Annotated in this window: 20 protein-coding genes; 3 read left to right on the forward strand and 17 right to left on the reverse strand. The window is 32.5% G+C overall.

From position 1 onward, the window contains the following. Nucleotides 1–1034 precede the first annotated feature (1034 nt). From AC1Q7L_RS18730 to AC1Q7L_RS18740, 3 genes are all read left to right on the forward strand, one after another. A complete protein-coding gene (locus tag AC1Q7L_RS18730; protein ID WP_492307390.1) occupies nucleotides 1035–1628 on the forward strand; it encodes a hypothetical protein in 594 nt (197 codons plus the stop codon). 83 nt (nucleotides 1629–1711) lie between these two features. Beyond that, a complete protein-coding gene (locus tag AC1Q7L_RS18735; protein ID WP_492307389.1) occupies nucleotides 1712–2443 on the forward strand; it encodes an ABC transporter ATP-binding protein in 732 nt (243 codons plus the stop codon). Nucleotides 2444–2593: 150 nt separating this feature from the next. Further along, entirely contained in the window at nucleotides 2594–3031 is a 438-nt protein-coding gene (locus AC1Q7L_RS18740; RefSeq protein WP_492307388.1) for a hypothetical protein, read from the forward strand. 39 nt (nucleotides 3032–3070) lie between these two features. On the opposite strand, the gene AC1Q7L_RS18745 is transcribed toward AC1Q7L_RS18740, so the two are convergent. From AC1Q7L_RS18745 to AC1Q7L_RS18825, 17 genes are all read right to left on the reverse strand, one after another. Further along, complete coding sequence (locus AC1Q7L_RS18745; protein WP_492307387.1) at nucleotides 3071–3871, reverse strand: patatin-like phospholipase family protein; 801 nt, start codon at nucleotides 3869–3871, stop codon at nucleotides 3071–3073. Between the two features lie 155 nt (nucleotides 3872–4026). Then, a complete protein-coding gene (locus tag AC1Q7L_RS18750) occupies nucleotides 4027–4626 on the reverse strand; it encodes a hypothetical protein (RefSeq protein ID WP_492307386.1) in 600 nt (199 codons plus the stop codon). An 85-nt stretch (nucleotides 4627–4711) separates the two neighbouring features. Continuing rightward, a complete protein-coding gene (gene lpdA, locus AC1Q7L_RS18755) occupies nucleotides 4712–6100 on the reverse strand; it encodes a dihydrolipoyl dehydrogenase (protein WP_492307385.1) in 1389 nt (462 codons plus the stop codon). Between the two features lie 230 nt (nucleotides 6101–6330). Continuing rightward, nucleotides 6331–6591, reverse strand: a complete 261-nt coding sequence (locus tag AC1Q7L_RS18760; RefSeq protein ID WP_492307384.1) for a hypothetical protein — start codon at nucleotides 6589–6591, stop codon at nucleotides 6331–6333. An 80-nt stretch (nucleotides 6592–6671) separates the two neighbouring features. After that, nucleotides 6672–7094, reverse strand: coding sequence for a hypothetical protein (locus AC1Q7L_RS18765; RefSeq protein WP_492307383.1), 423 nt, complete (start codon nucleotides 7092–7094; stop codon nucleotides 6672–6674). A gap of 180 nt (nucleotides 7095–7274) precedes the next feature. Continuing rightward, on the reverse strand, nucleotides 7275–9938 hold the full coding sequence (locus AC1Q7L_RS18770) for a glycoside hydrolase family 3 N-terminal domain-containing protein (protein ID WP_492307382.1): 2664 nt from the start codon (nucleotides 9936–9938) through the stop codon (nucleotides 7275–7277). 244 nt (nucleotides 9939–10182) lie between these two features. Then, nucleotides 10183–11625 carry an alpha-L-fucosidase gene (locus tag AC1Q7L_RS18775; protein WP_492307381.1) on the reverse strand — a complete coding sequence of 481 codons (1443 nt, stop codon included), beginning with the start codon at nucleotides 11623–11625 and terminating at the stop codon, nucleotides 10183–10185. Nucleotides 11626–11709: 84 nt separating this feature from the next. Further along, complete coding sequence (locus tag AC1Q7L_RS18780; RefSeq protein WP_492307380.1) at nucleotides 11710–12603, reverse strand: TIGR01777 family oxidoreductase; 894 nt, start codon at nucleotides 12601–12603, stop codon at nucleotides 11710–11712. 106 nt (nucleotides 12604–12709) lie between these two features. Further along, nucleotides 12710–13414: a YqjF family protein gene (locus AC1Q7L_RS18785; RefSeq protein WP_492307379.1), complete on the reverse strand. Its 705-nt coding sequence runs from the start codon at nucleotides 13412–13414 to the stop codon at nucleotides 12710–12712. 70 nt (nucleotides 13415–13484) lie between these two features. Beyond that, entirely contained in the window at nucleotides 13485–13958 is a 474-nt protein-coding gene (locus AC1Q7L_RS18790; RefSeq protein ID WP_492307378.1) for an SRPBCC family protein, read from the reverse strand. Between the two features lie 77 nt (nucleotides 13959–14035). Then, nucleotides 14036–14224 (reverse strand): fatty acid desaturase, encoded by a 189-nt coding sequence (locus tag AC1Q7L_RS18795; RefSeq protein ID WP_492329394.1) that lies wholly within the window; start codon nucleotides 14222–14224, stop codon nucleotides 14036–14038. Next, nucleotides 14166–14819: a fatty acid desaturase gene (locus tag AC1Q7L_RS18800; protein ID WP_492307377.1), complete on the reverse strand. Its 654-nt coding sequence runs from the start codon at nucleotides 14817–14819 to the stop codon at nucleotides 14166–14168. Before AC1Q7L_RS18800 ends, AC1Q7L_RS18795 begins: the two co-directional genes overlap by 59 nt. A gap of 53 nt (nucleotides 14820–14872) precedes the next feature. Then, complete coding sequence (locus tag AC1Q7L_RS18805) at nucleotides 14873–15064, reverse strand: hypothetical protein (protein WP_410694008.1); 192 nt, start codon at nucleotides 15062–15064, stop codon at nucleotides 14873–14875. 302 nt (nucleotides 15065–15366) lie between these two features. Then, on the reverse strand, nucleotides 15367–15774 hold the full coding sequence (locus tag AC1Q7L_RS18810) for a hypothetical protein (protein ID WP_492307376.1): 408 nt from the start codon (nucleotides 15772–15774) through the stop codon (nucleotides 15367–15369). 7 nt (nucleotides 15775–15781) lie between these two features. Continuing rightward, complete coding sequence (locus AC1Q7L_RS18815) at nucleotides 15782–16126, reverse strand: hypothetical protein (protein WP_345199831.1); 345 nt, start codon at nucleotides 16124–16126, stop codon at nucleotides 15782–15784. A 70-nt stretch (nucleotides 16127–16196) separates the two neighbouring features. Beyond that, a complete protein-coding gene (locus AC1Q7L_RS18820; protein WP_072410050.1) occupies nucleotides 16197–16700 on the reverse strand; it encodes a GbsR/MarR family transcriptional regulator in 504 nt (167 codons plus the stop codon). Between the two features lie 117 nt (nucleotides 16701–16817). After that, nucleotides 16818–18788, reverse strand: coding sequence for a vWA domain-containing protein (locus AC1Q7L_RS18825; RefSeq protein WP_492307375.1), 1971 nt, complete (start codon nucleotides 18786–18788; stop codon nucleotides 16818–16820). Nucleotides 18789–18879: the final 91 nt, after the last annotated feature.

Below are 18879 nucleotides of genomic sequence, written 5' to 3' on the forward strand. Positions count from 1 at the left end.
TAATTTTTATACTATTTTCCTACTCGTTAGCTTTTCGGTTCCGCTTCGTTTGAATGGTTTCTGAACTCCATAAAAAATAAGTTTTAATCAATTAATAAAAATTGATTTTGAAAGTATTTTCGTTGATAAAATAGTGTAGAATTGTAGTTCCTACAACCTAAAATTTCCTCCGGTACCACACAAATTCCCATCTGATTTCAGGAAATAGTTAAATAAGCCCTATTGATTAAATATGACTTGTGGTTTAAAGAAATTTTGAGGATTTACTCTTATTTTAAATTGTTGGAAACAATTAGTTTTGACGAATTAGTAAAGTAAAGTGTAGTTTTCTTCATTTTAATGATTTAATTAGTTTTCGATTTTAGTTTTTAGTTTTTTTAGTAAAAACAACATGATCATCAGCCTATGATTATATGTTTTCGATTGCAAAAATATATCTTTCTTGTGGATCATCAAATAGTTGATAAAAAATTAACAGTATCAATTTTAATCAAAATGAGATGTATCATAAATAACGTTGAATATTTTAGCTAAATTTGCTCCCTTAATTTTTAAATATCACACATGAAAAAAAGTTTAATTTACAATTTTCCCGTTCTTTGGCAGAAGCCGGCAAAACGACAATCACTGATTTTGAAATATCTAATTCAAATCGTTTAAAAGTATTCTTATCTAAAAATTGGTTTATCTTAATACTTAAAGCGCAGAATTAACATTTAATTTAAATTAAAATTCATTTATAAGTGAATAAAATTAGTTAATAACTGTCTTTTAATAAATTACATATTAAAACAAATTTATTATAACTTCGTGAGCTTTATATTACAATCTGCAGTCAAAATCCTTATAAAACCCTCATTAATAAAGGAATATAGACTAGAGATATACTAGAATGAAAGGCATAGTATTAACAGTATCTTCATTATAGATATTAAAAAAAAATGCTACTTTTGCTGACAGGAATAAAAATTGTTTTTTAGCGTTTTTATTAGTAATTTAGATATACCAAATTATAAAACATTAAAAATCATCACATGAAAAAAATAATTCTACTATTTACTTGCATGTTCGGTATTTCGGTTTTTTCACAGATTAAGGTCTTGAAAAACGAAACTTTAGTGGAAATTGGCAAAGATAATTCCGTTGGTTTATATAAAAAAGACGATAAATTTACGATCAACTATCAGGATCTTAATACCGCTAATCTAAATACTTTCAGATCTTTTTCATTTCAAAATATGAATAAAGATGTTGAAGGTTTATATAAAATGATTACCGACGGCTTCATCGATTCTCCGGAAGGAAATATTGTTTTGGAACTTCCTAACGACATTATTGAGCTCCATTACGAGAAAAACTTCGGGCAGCCTACTGTTCAGTTTATTCAATATATTAATAAGAACAAAAAATATGTTGGAAAATCGCAGTTTCTGAACAAAAAACAGGTTGATAAGCTTTTTGGAAAAACAAACGGCAAATCTGCATTGTATGAGAGAGCTGCAGCAAAAACAAATTCTACAATGGGCACAACAAGCTATAACTCTTCAACAAGTACAGCCATACCATTGAATGATACTCCTGCGAAAACGCAGTCTTCTACGCCAAAAAGCAAGAAATATAAAAAATAATCAATCTTTACAAAACATAATTAAACTCATTCTTCCCGGATGAGTTTTTTATTTCTATTTTTGTAAAAACATTGTTTTCATTTATGTCACTTCAAATAATCAATCTGACCAAGAAATTTGGTGAACAAACAGCACTTAACAACATCAATATCTCAATTGATAAAAGCGAAATCATCGGTCTTCTGGGCCCGAACGGAGCCGGAAAATCAACTCTAATGAAATCCATCGTTGGTGCTTTGAAAATAGATGAAGGTGAAATAATTTTCAATGGAAAAAACATTTCTGAACACGAGATTGAAAGTAAGAAAAACATTGGATTCTTACCTGAAAACAATCCGCTCTATCTGGAAATGTATGTTAAAGAATACCTACAATTTGTCGCAAATATTCATAAAATTTCTGAATCGAGAGTTGATGAGGTGATTGAATTAGTTGGCATTACGCCTGAAAAATCTAAGAAAATCAGTCAGCTTTCTAAAGGTTATAAACAAAGAGTTGGCTTAGCACAGGCCATTATTCACCAACCTGATTTATTGATTTTGGATGAACCAACGAATGGTTTAGATCCCAATCAAATCATCGAGATCAGAAATGTTGTAAAAGAAATCGGCAAAGAAAAAACGGTTTTGCTTTCCACGCACATTATGCAGGAAGTTGAAGCGCTTTGTTCGCGTGTGATTCTTATTCACAAAGGAAATATTCTTCAGGATTGTCCGATTGACGAATTTAAAGGCAAATTTGGAAGCCTGGAAGAAGCTTTTGCAAGTTATACTCAGACTGAAACAGTAAGCGTAACAGAAGAAATTAATAATTAAATCAAATATAAAAAATCCTGCAAGTTGTAGGATTTTTTCATTTAAAATATCTCTTTAAATTTAATTAAACCAATAAAATTTTCATTGAACAAAAAATTCGTGAATTGGCATTAAATTTGAGAATATCCAACTAAATCAAAACTCATTACAATGATCAAAAAAATTCTCTTGGGAGCATTTTGTATTGCTCAATTTTCATTGGCGTATGCTACCGAAATTAAAAACGAATCACCAAAATCATCAACAGTTACTGCAAATTATCAAAAAGTACCCAAAACGGTAATTATTAAAACTAAAAAATTTAAAATAAGAATTGATAAACAACCCAACGGTAAATATTTGTACCAATCTTGGGCTGCCAATGCAAAAATTACTTCAAAGCCAAGTATGATTATTCCAGACGGAGAATTGATTCCTGATGGTACCGGCGGTAACTATTACTATGAATTTGTAAATAACGCTTTTACTTACCAAGTTTGGAGAAATTATTTAACTAATTCAGCGAAAAAAGCGCCTTACACTTTAAAAGTTGATGACAATACAGGAAAAACGATCGTCAATCAAGACGGACAAGTCGTAAAAAATTAAGCATAAAAACTCCCATTTTAAAGTGGGAGTTTCTTTTTATTATGTTCCTGACTGTTTTAATTTTGGAAAGAAACTACTTTCTGCAAAACTGTCCTTTGCTGCATTATACCCTATATTAAAAATCTCTTCCAAACGGTCTTTTTTACGTTCGAAAGTTCCATAACTTGATAAGTCCTGTGAAGATATAAACCAGTCGCAATATTCGAATTTCGATTTCTCAACTCTATATGAAAGAAGATCATAAGACCTTGAAACAATAGCTTTTATCGTTTTTAAATCATTAATTTTAATATCATGAGGCGGAGATACAAAAACACCTATCAACTGATCGCATTCATCTCTGATAATGTCTGCGGGAAAGTTATTTAAAACTCCTCCATCACAGTACATTTCTTCTCCCAAAATATAAGGCGTTGTAACTCCCGGAATAGAGCATGAAGCAATAACAGCATCTGTCACCTTAAAACTATTGTCAAAAATTTTCTGAGTTCCGGAAACCAATTCTGTCGCTACAATTTTTACTTCTTTGTCTAAATCTCCAATTTTCATATCCTGAAAAATAGGCCTTAAATAATTATTAAAAATCACCGAAGAAACCAATCCCGGCTGATTGAAGGCAAAATGTTTCCAATTGAAAAAATAGATGGACTGAAAAAAATCTAAAATCTCCTCAGGTGTTTTTTCCACTGCATGCAAGCTTCCGACAATGGAACCCGCGCTGCAGCATGCTAAAACATCTATATTGATATTCTTTTCTTTCAAGAATTTTAAAACTCCTGCATGGGCAATGCCCTTCGTTCCGCCACCAGATAAAACCAGTCCTGTTTTTTCAAAATTCATAGAATAAAATTAAGAAAACGTAAGGAGAAAATGAGATTAATTTTTCTAAAAATGCGGATTTTAAAATTATTTTAATAATTCTTTCATTTATCTTAAAAATATAAATATTTAATGCATAAAAAAACCACAGACAAAAATCTGTGGTTCCTCTATATTTATTTTTTGTCGTAGAGCTTAAGGATGTTTAATATATCTTTATCTTCAATCACAACGTCTACTAAAGCTGATAAGTCAGGATAACCGTTTAATTTTTCTTTGAGCTGAGTAATAGAGCCCCGCATCTTTAAATGCATTTCAATTACACTTTTATCTTTACGGAATAATACATAATCGGTATCATTTGTTTCATAAGTATAGATGGGCCCTGAATAAGAGCTTTTTCTATACCAAGCTGTTTTCTTTCCATTATACTTCACCTGTAGTAATCCAAGATCTTTAGAAAATATAGATTTTCCATTTATAAATTTTCTTTCAACTTTCTTAAGGTCAACAATTTCCATATACTGAACATCATCTTCGTTTACTTTTATTCTTTTTCCTGAAGGATCTAAAACCGTCATCTGTTTAATATAAGTTGCGGGAGAAAACTCTTCGTTTGTATAAAATCCAATATTCAGAATCTTCGTTTTTATGGTGTCTTTAGAACTTTTTAATACATATTTTACAGGAAAATATACTTCCTGATATTTATCTTCCTTTTGGGAAAAAAGAAGATTACAATAAACAAACGCCAGTAATAAAATAATTTTTTTCATAGTTGTATCATTTATAAAAAAAGCCCAGAACGAATCTGAGCTTTTAAATATAGTGTAAATAATTTATCGTTATTTAGAAGCCATATTAAATATGAATAACTTCTCCGTAAGCAGCAGCAGCAGCTTCCATGATAGCCTCAGAAACCGTTGGATGCGGGTGAATAGATTTGATGATCTCGTGACCTGTAGTTTCTAGTTTTCTAGCAACAACAGCTTCAGCAACCATATCAGTAACACCTTCACCAATCATATGACAACCTAACCATTCGCCGTATTTAGCATCGAAAATAACTTTGATGAAACCATCTGTGTTTCCGTTTGCAGTAGCTTTTCCACTTGCAGAAAGAGGGAATTTACCAACTTTGATTTCGTAACCTTTTTCTTTCGCCTGCTTTTCAGTAAGACCTACAGAAGCAACCTCAGGGTGACAGTAAGTACATCCAGGGATATTGCCATAGTCGATTTTCTCAACGTGCATTCCTTTGATTTTTTCAACACAAGTGATTCCTTCAGCAGAAGCAACGTGAGCAAGAGCCTGAGTCGGGATAATATCTCCGATCGCATAGTAACCCGGAACAGAAGTTTCGTACCATTCGTTTACTAAAACTCTACCTTTATCCGTTTGGATTCCAACTTCTTCAAGACCGATGTTCTCTATGTTTGCAGCGATACCAACAGCAGATAATAAGATATCAGCTTCAAGAGTAATAGTTCCAGTAGCTGTTTTCACAGTAGCTTTCACTCCTTCTCCACTTGTATCAACGCTTTCTACAGAAGCATTAGTCATAATTTCAATCCCTGTCTTTTTCAAAGATTTTTCTAAGTGCTTAGAGATATCTTCATCTTCCACAGGAACGATGTTTGGCATAAATTCAACAACAGTTACTTTCGTTCCCATTGTGTTATAGAAGTCAGCAAACTCAACACCAATAGCTCCAGAACCTACAACAATCATAGATTTTGGCTGCTCAGGAAGAGATAATGCCTGTCTGTATCCGATTACTTTTTTACCGTCTTGAGGTAAGTTTGGCAATTCTCTAGAACGTGCTCCGGTTGCAATAATGATATTGCTTGCAGCATATTCAGTCACTTTACCGTCTTTATCTGTAACAGAAACTTTTTTATCTTTTAAAACTTTCGCAGTTCCTAGAATAACGTCGATCTTGTTCTTTTTCATTAAGAACTCAATCCCTTTACTCATTTTATTAGCAACGCCACGGCTTCTTTGAATTACATTTGGGAACTCAAAACTTGGCTCCACTTTATTCAAACCATAATCTTCTGCATGGTTGATATAATGAAAAACCTGAGCAGATTTCAACAAAGCCTTTGTTGGAATACATCCCCAGTTAAGGCAGATTCCTCCTAGATTTTCTTTCTCGATAATTGCAGTTTTGAAACCCAATTGTGCCGCTCTAATAGCTGTAACATATCCACCAGGACCACTTCCGATGACAATAATATCGTAGTTCATTAGCTTAAAAATTTTAATGCGAATTTAAGGAAAAATATTGGATGTTTCATGTTTCTGAAAATTCATGAGGCAATGCATAATAAAGCCTGTTTTTATTATATTTCCAACAAAAAAAGAGAACATAAAACACGTTCTCTTTAATAAATTTTTATTTTAATTTGAAATTCATCAAAACCTGATATATAGAATTAACCTATTTCAATTTTAATAATTTCAAGAAATGTCTGTTATTACATTTTTTTTAGTAATCTTTTTTGACTTCTATATTTTTCATTTAGAGCCTTCAACTGTTCCTGTTTCATTTTTTTTGAAGCAATTGGATGATTCAAAATCAATTTCTTTTCCTGATTATATCTTTTATCAAGCTCACGTGATTTGGTATTAATCAATTCACTTTTTGAAGGATGTGGTGGTGGCGTAGGATGTTTTTGTGCTGAAATATTCATTGATAATCCTACTAATAAAATTGTTGATATAAAAAACTTGTTCATGATATTTATATTTATGAATGATTTTAAACTTTTAATTAAATTCATTCGGATTCGTAGTGAATATTACATATATCGTACCATTAAATTTTATCCTTCTCTTTTTTTAATACTTCTTTTTGACTTTCGTATCTTTTTTTCAGAGCCTCTTTTCTAGTTTTTTTCTGAGTTTTTGTTAAAGTTTTATTGTTGTCAATCAGATCTTTTTCTTTGTCGTATTTTTTTTCTAATTGATCAATTTTATCTTCAACCTGCTTTTTTCTACCATCTTTAGAAGTTCCGTATTTTTTCTTGTAAGCTAAATCATATATTTTATTATCCTGATCTTGTTTTAAAGCCAATTGCTTTTTCAATCTAGCCTTTTCAGGACCTGATAATTTAGAATTTTCATTGATTTTTCTATACTGTTCAGCATATTCTTTATTGATTTGATCCTGCGTTTTCTGAGCAGAAACATTCATTGACAGGCCTAAAAATAATGCGGATAAAATGAAAAATTTGTTCATGACATTTATATTTTAAAATGAATATTTAAATTAAAAAATTTCACTTCTTAAGTGCAGATATCATACCATATATTTTACCGCCAAGCCAAACAAAAATTTTAATCTACTATTATGTTTAAAGATAAATAAAGGTATTTCATTTAAGAAAGTTATAGAATCTTAATCCTATATAATCTAAAATTATTGAATCTCAATATTTTGTTTCAACGGCAGGTTTTTCGAAGAATTTCCGATAAAAATCCTGTACATGCCTTTTTCGACAATCCAATTCATTTTTTCGTCTAAAAATTTTAATTCCTGAATTGGAACTTCAATTGAAATTTGCTTTGATTCTCCCGGTTTTAGCTCTACTTTTTGAAAACCTTTCAATTCAATAATCGGTCTTGAAACCGAAGCCAGCAAATCTTTTACATATAATTGAACGACTTCGCTTCCCGCTTTCGAGCCTGTGTTTTTAACATTAATTTTAGCAACAATCGTTTCGCTTTCAGAATATTTTGTTTTATTTAATTGTAAATCAGAAATTTCAAAAGTTGTGTAACTCAATCCAAAACCAAACGGATACAACGCTTCGCCGCTCAAATCATAATAATCATTTCCGCGTCCTGTCGGGTGATGATTGTACGTCAAAGGCAACTGCCCTTCCTCAATCGGAAACGTAATCGGCAATTTCCCCGATGGATTTTCTACCCCGAAAAGCACTTTTGCAACGGCATTTCCACCCTCTTCTCCCGGGTACCAAACATCTAAAATAGCCCCGACTTTATCTTTCCAATCCGTAGTTTTTATTGCAGAACCACCAACCAAAACAACTGTTGTCGGTTTGTTTAATTTTGAAACTTCCTGAATAAATTGTTCCTGATTTCCGGGAAGACTCAACGAAGAACGATCCTGAAATTCACCTTCATGAATTCCCGCCGTAACGATGATGTAATCTGCATTTTGAACTAATTTTAAAGCATTATTAAAATCTTTCTGATAATCATTTAAGCCATAATTCCAGATCAATTCAATATTTGCTTCTCCTCTGTTTTCATGAAATTCAATGACAATATCAGATTTTTGACCTTTTACAAAATCTATATGAACAGTTTTGGTGGAATAACTCAACTTTTCCCAATTGTCAATCAACAATTTTCCATTTACATATAATCTGAAGCCATCATTTCCTCTTAAACCCAACTGATATTTTCCTGAATTTGGAGCTTCTAATTTTCCTGTCCATCGAACGCTGTAATTGTCGGGTTGTAGCTTTTCAGGATTTGGAGAATATAAAGTCCATTTGAAATTTAATTGTTCGTCCTGTTTTTCAAAAGCGGGATTTCCTTTTAAATCAGAATTGGAAAAATAATTTCCTTTCAAACCTTTTTGATTTTCAAAAGATAAAAACTCAGCTGGAACGGTTGTGAAATTCTTCAAGCTCCAATCAATTCCTTTTGAATAATTTACTTCAATATTTTTATTTTTAGTGAAATTTTTAATTCCATCCAAAATACTCACTTTCTTGTTTCCCGGCCCGGAATAACCGCCCAATCTTGCATCAACAGCATCAGTTCCAATCACTAAAATCTTTTTAATATTTTCCGAAATCGGGAGCGTTTGATTATTATTTTGAAGCAAAACAAAAGATTCAATGGCTGTTTTTTCTACTAAGGGTTTGTGATTTAATTTCTTTAACTCTTCAATATCTTTACTGGAAACGTAAGGATTTTCAAACAAACCCAATTCAAATTTTGCTCTTAAAACTCTCGCGACGGCATCATCAATTCTTTCCTGTGAAATCCTTCCATCCAAAAATGGTGGAATAAACAATTTATAATGTTGATATTCTGTCTGGAAAATTACATCAAGACCTGCATTGATCGCCTGTGCAGAAGCATCATCATAATCTTTTGCCGTAAAATGGAGAACATTTGCTCCACCTACCGCGCTTGCATCACTAATGACGAAACCTTTGAAATTCCAATCTTTTTTTAATTTTTCGGTCAATAACCAATGATTTGCCGTTGAAGGTCGCCCATCCAGCAAATTGTAAGAGGTCATCACCGAGCGACTTTTCCCTTGTTTAAAGACTTTTTGAAAAGGAATCAAATGCGTTTCTTCCAAATATCTTTTGCTCCAATGAATTGGATATGAATCTCTTCCACCTTCTCCGACATTCGCTAAAAAATGTTTTGGAGTGGTAATAATTCCCTGATTTTCATATGAACTGACAAAATTTACACCCATCACGGAAGTCAAAAACGGATCTTCACCATACGTTTCCTCCGTTCTACCCCATCGAACGTCGCTCGCCAAATTGACAACAGGTGTTAAAATCTGACGAATTCCTCTCAATTTCGTTTCTTTTGCAATCGCTGTTGAAACTTCTTTCATCAACTCAGGATTGAAGGTCGCCGACAAACCAATCGCTTGTGGAAAAGCCGTTGCGCCTTCACGCATCAATCCGTGTAAAGCTTCATCAAAAGGGATAATAGGAATTCCCAACCGTGATTCTTCCACAAAATATTTTTGAATTGCATTGATTTTTTTTGCCAATCTTTCTGCATCTTCATTGGCATTATATTTCAGCAATTGCCCTGCAATTCCACCTCCTTGATTTCCTGCACTCACTTGTAATCCGAAGATTCCGTGGGAATATTGACCTTTCGGAACATTGTCCAAATCTCCGGGAATCATGAAACACTGCCAGAATTTTTCTTCGGGAGTCATTCTTTTCAACAAATCCTGAACTCTAGCTTCTACAGGCTGTTTTGAATCTTTATATAAGGGTTTTTGAGCGTTAATAAATGTAATGCTCAATAATGAAATTACTATAATTTTAAATCTGAGTTTAAAAGGCATCGTAAATAATTTAGTTTAAAATCAGTTCTTTTGTCTTGAAACAAAAGAACCAAAAGTTCAAGACTTGGAACTCTCCGCTAAAAATAAAATCTGTTCTCTAAAAATTCTAAAACTCGCGCGAATTTAATAGTGGTTTTTCAGTTAACGATTTGTGTCGCGCTCAAACAGTAGAATTTTCTTAACGTTCACAGACTTTATTTTCTTAACGCTCCGATTCCCTATGTCATTTTAATTACAAATCAAACTATTGTGTGATCTGAATTACAGTTGAATATTTTAATTGAGTTCTTTCTTTTGGTAAATTTATTTCAATAAAATTTCCTGATTTTTTCCATTGAATTTTTGAGGAAATTCCTAATATTTTCAATGATTTTGGTTTAAAATTTTCAGGAATTGTAAATTTTAAAGTTGATGGAGCCTGATAATTCGTTTTTTCATCAATGTGAAAAATATTAACTGTTTTTCCGTCTTTGCTTTGAGTATAATAAAAATCTCCTTCATGATAAGGTGCAACAGCTCTTGTTGCAAAAACAGCAGACTGATTTTTATCCATCCAAGTTGAGATTTCCTTTAATCTTTCATAAACGATGGCATCGTAGTCTCCGTTGGGTCCGGGAGCAATATTCATCAGGTAATTTCCACCTCTCGAAATGATTTTCACTAAAGTTTCAATGATTTTCTGAGATGATTTATAATTGTCATTCGGAACGTAAGAAAACGAGTCACCCATCGTGATACAGCTCTCCCACGGGATCGAAAGCGCGTGCTCAGGAACGGCTTGCTCGGGTGTCACATAATTTTCCCACTTTCCGGGAACGGTACGGTCTACAATGATAATTCCGGGCTGATTTTTTCGCGCCATTGTTCCGATTTTATCCATGTCAATGTCCTGTTCGACCTTGATCGTTCTTTGCCATTCTACTTTTGGATCGATGGTGTTGAATGGGCGAACCCAACCTCCGTCTAGCCAAAGAATATCGATTTTACCGTAGTTTGAAGTGATCTCGTTTAGCTGATTAAATGTAAAATTTTTGAAATTGTTCCATCTTTCAGGATATTTTTTTGGATCATAATTGACATTTCTATCTTTTGGCGGAAAATACGACCACCAATAATCATCAGAATGCCAATCGGGTTTTGAGAAATAGGCTCCAATTTTAAAGCCTCCTTTTCGGAATGTATTGAAAATCTCTTTCGTTACATCCGCTTTCGGATTTTTAGAAAAAGGCGTTTTTTGTGAAGTAATTTTATAATCAGACTGTTGCGTATCAAACATAGTAAAACCATCATGATGTTTTGTTGTGAACACCACATATTTCATTCCGGCTTTTTTTGCTGCATCTGCCCATTTTTGAGGATTAAATTGAGTCGGATTGAAAGTCGTCTGAAGATTTTCATAGTTTTTCACGTATTCATTGTAAGATTTTCCGTGTTCGGATTTACGCTGCGTCCACGATTCATCTTCAGGACAAAGGCTCCAACTTTCGACAATTCCCCATTGACTATAAGTTCCCCAATGCATAAACAATCCGAATTTTAAATCCTGCCAGTTTTCAAGATTCTGAATAACAAGCGGATCAGTCGGTTTTTGGTAGCCCTCCGAAACATTGTGAGCCTGTGAAAAAAAAGTGGATGATATGAGGATTGAGGAAAGAAATATGGTTTTTGCTTTTTGTCTGATTAACATTACCGTTTAGTTTTCGCTAATTTAATCATCATTTATTAAAACCACAAAAGTCATAAAAGATTTAGGTTGAGATCAAGATATAGTTTAAGATAAATTTTTAAATGTAGATTCGATATTTGGATAAGAAAATTCAAATCCGTTTTTGATTAATTTTTCGGGATAAACGTTTCTGCTTTTTAATAATAATTCTGTTTCGGTTTTTAAGAAAATTGACGCAATTTCTAATTGCCAAACAAGAGCATTTAATCCAAATGGGATTTTCATTTCTTTTCTTAATTTCCTCATAAATTCTTCATTAGGCAAAGGATTTGGAGCAGTTACGTTGATTACTCCGGACATATTTTCGTTATTAATAATGTGTTCGATCGCTTTACAAAAATCATCGATGTGAATCCAGCTTACATTTTGATTTCCTCGTCCTTGTTTTCCGCCCAGCCCTAATTTTGTAATCAATTTTAATTTTGGAAAAGCACCTCCGTTGTTGCCTAAAACAATCGAAGTTCGTAACGCTACTTTTCGCACATCTTCATTTTTAACAGTAAAAAATTCTTTTTCCCAGCTTTTGCAGATATTCATGGAAAAATCGTCGCCAATGATTCCGTTTTCTTCTGTATTTAATTGTGTTTCTGAGTGTGTGTAAATTGTTGCTGAACTTGCATTCAACCAAACTTTAGGTTTATTAACACATTGATCAACGGCTTGTTGAAGCACTTTCGTACTGTTGATTCTTGAAGAATAAATTTCCTTTTTGTTTTTCTCGGTATATCGACAATCGACAGATTTTCCTGTGAGATTGATTAGAACATCAGCATTTTCAATCCAATTTTTCCATTCGCCTAAAGTTTTGGCATTCCAATGAATTTCGTTTTTACGTTTTGGATTTCTTGTTAAAATATAAACTTCATTTCCTTTTTCTGTAAAATATTTTTCCAGATTTTTTCCTAGGAAACCGGTTCCGGCAGCGATGATTATTTTCATTTTGGTTTGGTTGATAGTTGTTGGTTACAAGTTAATGATTTTTTGTTGAGATGCTTCGACAGGCTCAGCATGACAGCGCTAATACTAAGTGTTTTTGGGACATATTTTAAACTAGATATTTTTTAGTTTTCACTTCAATTTCAGAGCCTTCTGCAAGCATTACGGAAATTGGCTTTTGATTATTTAAAAATCCAAAATCTTTTCCGTAGATCTTATTGAAATCAATTTCTAGCCGATGATTTTTGACCAGATAATAATTCCATTTTGGATGACAGACTTCGTATTCTGAAGTTTTGTTCTCTCTTTTTGTAAAACCAAAATAATGTTCGGTGATAAATTCAAATTCTGAATTATTTTGCATTGGTAGTAATTCGCTTTCAGCGGTGATTTCTATTGAATGCCAAGTTTTATCTTTCCAAGAGTATTTTATTAACAGTTCTCCATCTTTTTCATTAATAAAATTTTCCATCGGCATGGTTTTATAATTTTCTTTGTAAATTGAATTTGCGACAAAGCTCAAAGCAGGTTTCGGAACAATTTCTTTGATGAAAACTACACCTCTTTTCCACTCATTTCCTTCTTTTTTCTTGACATAAAATCTCAAATTAACTTCTTCAAAGTTTCTGTGAAAAGGAATTGGAAATCCTAATAATTTTGTGTTTAAAAACATAAAGCCAACCAAACTTATATAACATTTTCCTTTGTAGAAATCGAGTTCGGTACCTTCGGGAAGGTATTTTATTAGAATTTCCGGATTGATTTCGAAATTTATGATTGCTAATTTTCGCCATTCGGCTTTTAGGAAGTTCATGATTTTTGTTGATCGTTGATTGTTATTAATTGATGGCTTTTTATTTGATAGGATTTCATCCCATACTTTATTAAGTCGCCACTTTGTGGCTCGCAATAGACTCTGAGGTCATTTTGATTAATTTATTTCGTTCTAACAGAAAATTTTTCATATAATTTTTAAGAAAGAAATGGTTGAAAAGTTTTCCGATGATTCCAAATGGGGATTCAAATTCGAGAATATCAGTCATTATTGTGTTTTTGCCCTCTTGGTTAAAAATGTGTTGATGCTTAAATGATTTAAAAGTTCCTTTTAACATGATATCTGTGAATTGATAAGGTTTTTCCATGCTGATAATCTTTGAGGTATGGGTTTGATAAACACCTAAATGTTTTGCCCGCCAAGTCACCGTTTCGCCTTCTTCAATTAATCCTGAAATTCGACCGGCGATCGCTTTTTCACCTGTTTTGAAAGTTGATTTTTGATGTAAATCAATGTCTCTTGCTAAGTCGAAAACGGTGTGAATATCGGATTTGATGATTGTTTTTAGATGGATGGTTGACATTTTTATTTATGTTTATTTTTATGATTGATAGGATTTCATCCTCTGTTAAATCGTCTCGTTGCGATTTCCGAATTCTGTTAGAAGGTTTGCTTTTTATTTAATTCAGGCAAAACTTTATCTATTCTTTTTGCGAGTTCGGGTAATTTTATTGTCGGAACTGCAGGGAAAAGATGGTGTTCCATGTGATAAAACATACTAAATGTCAGTTTATTTTTTCCAAAATCCTCTTTGCGTTCTCGTGATGTTTGGATTTTCATGAGTGTCATGATGAACTGTCCAAACTGCGAAAAATGCCATTAAAAATTCTCCAAAAAACATAATTAAAATGTGATATATCAAAAAGTTAATGTTAAAATAAAAAGCGATACATACAAAAGCTAAAATCGAAATTAATTCTAAAATCATATTCCGTTTATAATTTTTATTTGCCAATTTGAAAGTGATCCAATGAATTAAAAACATATGTTTTGGACCATAAAAAATAGCTTCATACCATTTCATTGAAGCAGATCTCCCTTCATAATCTTCTTCTGAAAGACAGAATTTATGATGTCTGATGTGATTGAATTTCACAGCATGAATCGAAGCTATCATTGAAATACTGTTGAGATACATTGACAGCCAAGTTAGAAATTTTCCTGTTCCCAAGGAATTGTGAAAACCATTGTGAACTTGTCTCAATGCGGTCAGAAAATAGAATCCCGAAAACGGAAGCGCAATCCAATAATATCCTTTATAAGCCAAAAACAGTGAAATCAAAAGCCATGGCAAACTGATATTATTTTCAATCAGCATTTCTTTGACAGAAAGTTTTTTGAGGTCTTTCCATTCTACTTTTTTTGTGAGTTCGAGATGATTCATTTTTTTGTTTTTTAAAGTTTATTATTCCAATTGATTGGAATTTTTCGCTAAAATCAATTTTTATTATCTTTCTTATTTTTAGAATCAGATAAACTAATGAATAATGATTGAAAAATAAGTATTGGGGTAAGAATTGTCCAAGACAAAGCCATAATTCCTGATAGTTGATCGAGAGCATCCCAATGAAAAACAAAAGACAGTTTCCAAGTAAGAAAACCTAAAACTACAAATGTCGAAAGAAACATATACAGTTTTCGAGAGTCTGTCCTCACATAGTTTTTATTGAAAAATTTGACTGTATTTAAAGTATATTGTATAATTGCCATAACAAAAAATTGAATTATAAATAGCATCGAAAAGAGATCTTTTTTAAACACTATTATTGTGATGATGGTGACGATAAATAATGCAATCAGTATCTGCTGAATCTTTGATTCATATTGTAAAAGAGTTTTCATAGTATTATATTTTTAAAAGTCTATTTTTTTTGTTTTTCCTCCGAAATAAAGGATTAAAAATAAATGAATGATTAAATTTTTCATAATATTCAATTTTCGGAATTAGCAAGTTCTTCAGTTTTGGCTTTCTCTTTATTCATGGCGTGTTTACGACCTTTCAAGAAAAGTAACAGGTTTAAAAGCATCATTATTCCTAAGTAAATTGAAAAACCACCGATCTTTTTGCTTAAAGCAACTACAAGTCTTTCAACGGTTTCGATTTGAAAAAACTCGATGATACATAAGGCAAATCCAATATTTAAAAGGTAAAAACCAATTTTAAAGAGTGAATTTGTTGCCATTGCGATGTCTTCTTTCTGGTGAAAAATATCAATCATAAAAGTTTTTGAATTTTTAAACAGAAATTGAGAAACCAAAACCGTAAGTGCGATTACAATTGGTAAGTAGATCATGTACGCTGAAAAGTTGTACGTTTGGGTAAGGATAGTTGTAGTCATGATAATTTTATTTTATTGTTAATTTTTTTCTTAAAATGTAAAGCATGAAAATATTTGTAAAATGTAAAAAGCAAAGAATCAAAATAATGTATCCGATACGGCTAAAAACAGTTGCCAAAACTTCTTCCATACTTGTTATTTTCCCCCAAGAACTCAAGCTGATAGCGATATAGCCGAGGTTGACCAAATAATAACTCCCTAAAAGTATTCTGTTGACCGTTAAGCAAAAATGTTTGTCTTTGATCAGATATTCCAAATACACTTTTCCGGAATTAAAGCATCTTCTGCCCACATCGATCGTGATATAAGAACTGATGGAAAGAAAAAGCAAGTATGAAATAATATTGAACATTTTATAAATATTATAGTTTCAATAATTTTTGAAAGTTTATCTGAAATAAAAAAGGATTTTGAAGTCCTTTTTATTTTAATAAGTTGGTAATCTTTCCGACCAGCCAGTGATCATCACTTTTGATCGCCAGATCCATAATATTGTTGATTTTTCCTGTTACCGAGCTAAAATCATCCATTAATTTAATAAATTCTTTGGCACCTTCAGAATCTTTATCTTCAATATTTTTAAGTTCTTCTAAAAAGGAAATTACAGGTTCGATTTCTCTTTTTCTGCGCTCTTTTGTAATTTGTTTGAATAGATACCAAACATCTTTTTCAGCTAAAAAATATTCTTTTCTTTCGCCTTTTACGAATTCTTTTTTCACAATTCCCCAATCCATCAAAGCGCGAAGATTCATATTGGCGTTTCCTCTTGAAATTTCAAGCTGTTCCATCACCTCATCGGTAGACAATGCTTTACCACTTGCCAAAAGCAAAGCGTGAACCTGCGCCATCGTACGGTTGATTCCCCAATTCGTAGCGAATGTTCCCCAAGTCTGAATATATTTTTCTTTAGCTTCTGAAAGTTGCATTTTGTTTGATCTTTTAATTTCTGTTACAAATGTAATAATAATTCTTGAACTTTCAATAATATTTGAAAGTCTATTTTAAAATAAAACAGACATCCGATGTGAATGCCTGTTTTATATTTATTTTTTGATTGCTTTATAGCTTTCAACTAATCTTATAAATTCAGATCTGTAGCCTTCTTCATCTTTATTTTTCCCTTCTTTGGCTAAATCTTCAATTGTATTGAGATCTTTTTCTTTGATTAATTTAGAATCTCTTAAAACCAACCCGAACCAGGCAACAGAAGTTGCAAATTTGAAATCCGGACTCGATTGTGAAATAGACTCATTAGAATCCTTCACTACTTTTGTGATCTCTGTACTTTTATCTCCATCAGGCTTTTTGTAACGGAACTTTACAGTCGCCAATTCATCTCCAAAATTTTCTGTCGTTGAAGTTGAAGAATATTTTAACTTGCTTTCTTTTGGAGCATATGCAGAACTTACACCTGTAGGAATCACTTCATACAAAGCAGTTACCGTGTGCCCGCTTCCCAATTCTCCTGCATCAATTTTATCGTTTGTAAAATCTTCATTTCTTAATTTTCTGTTTTCATAACCAATTAATCGATACGATTTTACAAATTTCGGATTAAATTCAATCTGAATTTTCACATCTTTAGCAATGGTATACATACTTCCTGCAAATTCTCTTCCTAAGAACTTATTAGCTTCCTGTAAATTATCAATATAAGCGTAGTTTCCATTTCCTTTATCTGCTAGAGTTTCCAGTCTGTTGTCTTTGTAATTTCCCATTCCGTAGCCCAGACAGGTAAGAAAAATTCCGGTTTTTCTTTTTTCTTCAATTAAAGTTTCAAGCCCTTTTTCGGAAGAAATCCCAACATTGAAATCCCCGTCTGTAGACAAAACTACACGATTATTTCCCCCTTTAATAAAATTTTCCTGAGCCAATTTGTAAGCCAATTCAATTCCCTCTCCTCCTGCTGTGCTTCCACCTGCCTGAAGTTTATCTAATGCTTTAATAATCGTTTCTTTTTCTGCAGCAGAAGTCGGTTCCAAAACAGTTCCGGCATTTCCAGCATAGACAACAATCCCGACTTTATCCTGTGGTTTGAGTTGATCCAACAAAATTTTAAGCGAAGATTTTAACAAAGGAAGCTTATTGCTCTCGTCCATAGAACCTGAAACATCAATCAGAAAAATAATATTGGAATTCGGAAGATTTTCCATCGCCAGATTTTTACCCTGAAGTCCAATTTTCAACAGTTTATGATTAGGATTCCATGGAGAATCGCTGTATTCTGTATTGATCCCGAAAGGTTGTTTATTTTCAGGTTGAGGATAATCATATTTAAAATAATTAATCATTTCCTCTATTCTCACCGCATCTTTATCAACAATACTTCCGTAATTGATCATTCTTCGGATATTGGAATAAGAAGCATTATCCACATCAATAGAAAACGTAGAAACAGGCTGATTTTTGGTTGATTCAAAAGGATTTTCAACCAATGAATTGTATTCTTCGTCGGTATTACTGATTTGTTTTACCCCTTTTTTTGAGGCTGTTGTCGTAATTTTCTTATTGTAAACTTTATTATCTGTTGCAGTTTTAGCCTGTTTTACAGGTTTTGAAAGAACATTACCCTTTTGCCTTTTCTGTGAACCTACCATTGCGACACTTTCTATTGAATATGAAATTTCCTCTGCTGTCACTCGTTTCGGTTTCGGGCAACCATTATATTCCGGCATTCCGGGAACTGTTGGGCAGGCATCATCTTTATCCAGAATTCCGTCGCCATCTGTGTCAGGCCAAGGACAACCATTATTTTCCGCAGGACCTGCAACTGTCGGGCAAGCGTCGTCTTTGTCGATGATACCGTCACCATCCGTCTCTGGCCAAGGACAGCCGTTGTTTTCCACAGGTCCGGCAATTTCCGGACATTGATCTAATTTATTGGGAATTCCGTCCTGATCTTTATCTTTTTTTACACTTAAAGGTTTTGATTCTTTTGTAGAGTCTGAAACAGTTTTGGTCTTACAACTTCCTAATAAAGCCAAAGCCAATATTGATATACTAATTTTTTTCATTATCATTTTTTCGTTATTAAATATAAATAAATTTGATGGGCACAATTAAACCTGATAATCAAGCTTTATATAGTAGATGCAAAAATTAAAA

It is taken from the genome of Chryseobacterium sp. GW823-FHT05E08 (assembly GCF_058795655.1).

Excerpts from the sequence above, each read along its gene's own strand:
- AC1Q7L_RS18740 (WP_492307388.1), top strand. The coding sequence starts at position 2,594 with ATGATCAAAAAAATTCTCTTGGGAGCATTTTGTATTGCTCAATTTTCA.
- AC1Q7L_RS18795 (WP_492329394.1), bottom strand. The coding sequence starts at position 14,224 with ATGACACTCATGAAAATCCAAACATCACGAGAACGCAAAGAGGATTTT.
- lpdA (WP_492307385.1), bottom strand. The coding sequence starts at position 6,100 with ATGAACTACGATATTATTGTCATCGGAAGTGGTCCTGGTGGATATGTT.
- AC1Q7L_RS18800 (WP_492307377.1), bottom strand. The coding sequence starts at position 14,819 with ATGAATCATCTCGAACTCACAAAAAAAGTAGAATGGAAAGACCTCAAA.
- AC1Q7L_RS18805 (WP_410694008.1), bottom strand. The coding sequence starts at position 15,064 with ATGTTTCTTTCGACATTTGTAGTTTTAGGTTTTCTTACTTGGAAACTG.
- AC1Q7L_RS18775 (WP_492307381.1), bottom strand. The coding sequence starts at position 11,625 with ATGTTAATCAGACAAAAAGCAAAAACCATATTTCTTTCCTCAATCCTC.
- AC1Q7L_RS18810 (WP_492307376.1), bottom strand. The coding sequence starts at position 15,774 with ATGACTACAACTATCCTTACCCAAACGTACAACTTTTCAGCGTACATG.
- AC1Q7L_RS18750 (WP_492307386.1), bottom strand. The coding sequence starts at position 4,626 with ATGAAAAAAATTATTTTATTACTGGCGTTTGTTTATTGTAATCTTCTT.
- AC1Q7L_RS18820 (WP_072410050.1), bottom strand. The coding sequence starts at position 16,700 with ATGCAACTTTCAGAAGCTAAAGAAAAATATATTCAGACTTGGGGAACA.
- AC1Q7L_RS18760 (WP_492307384.1), bottom strand. The coding sequence starts at position 6,591 with ATGAACAAGTTTTTTATATCAACAATTTTATTAGTAGGATTATCAATG.
- AC1Q7L_RS18815 (WP_345199831.1), bottom strand. The coding sequence starts at position 16,126 with ATGTTCAATATTATTTCATACTTGCTTTTTCTTTCCATCAGTTCTTAT.
- AC1Q7L_RS18745 (WP_492307387.1), bottom strand. The coding sequence starts at position 3,871 with ATGAATTTTGAAAAAACAGGACTGGTTTTATCTGGTGGCGGAACGAAG.
- AC1Q7L_RS18735 (WP_492307389.1), top strand. The coding sequence starts at position 1,712 with ATGTCACTTCAAATAATCAATCTGACCAAGAAATTTGGTGAACAAACA.
- AC1Q7L_RS18770 (WP_492307382.1), bottom strand. The coding sequence starts at position 9,938 with ATGCCTTTTAAACTCAGATTTAAAATTATAGTAATTTCATTATTGAGC.
- AC1Q7L_RS18730 (WP_492307390.1), top strand. The coding sequence starts at position 1,035 with ATGAAAAAAATAATTCTACTATTTACTTGCATGTTCGGTATTTCGGTT.
- AC1Q7L_RS18790 (WP_492307378.1), bottom strand. The coding sequence starts at position 13,958 with ATGTCAACCATCCATCTAAAAACAATCATCAAATCCGATATTCACACC.
- AC1Q7L_RS18785 (WP_492307379.1), bottom strand. The coding sequence starts at position 13,414 with ATGAACTTCCTAAAAGCCGAATGGCGAAAATTAGCAATCATAAATTTC.
- AC1Q7L_RS18825 (WP_492307375.1), bottom strand. The coding sequence starts at position 18,788 with ATGAAAAAAATTAGTATATCAATATTGGCTTTGGCTTTATTAGGAAGT.
- AC1Q7L_RS18780 (WP_492307380.1), bottom strand. The coding sequence starts at position 12,603 with ATGAAAATAATCATCGCTGCCGGAACCGGTTTCCTAGGAAAAAATCTG.
- AC1Q7L_RS18765 (WP_492307383.1), bottom strand. The coding sequence starts at position 7,094 with ATGAACAAATTTTTCATTTTATCCGCATTATTTTTAGGCCTGTCAATG.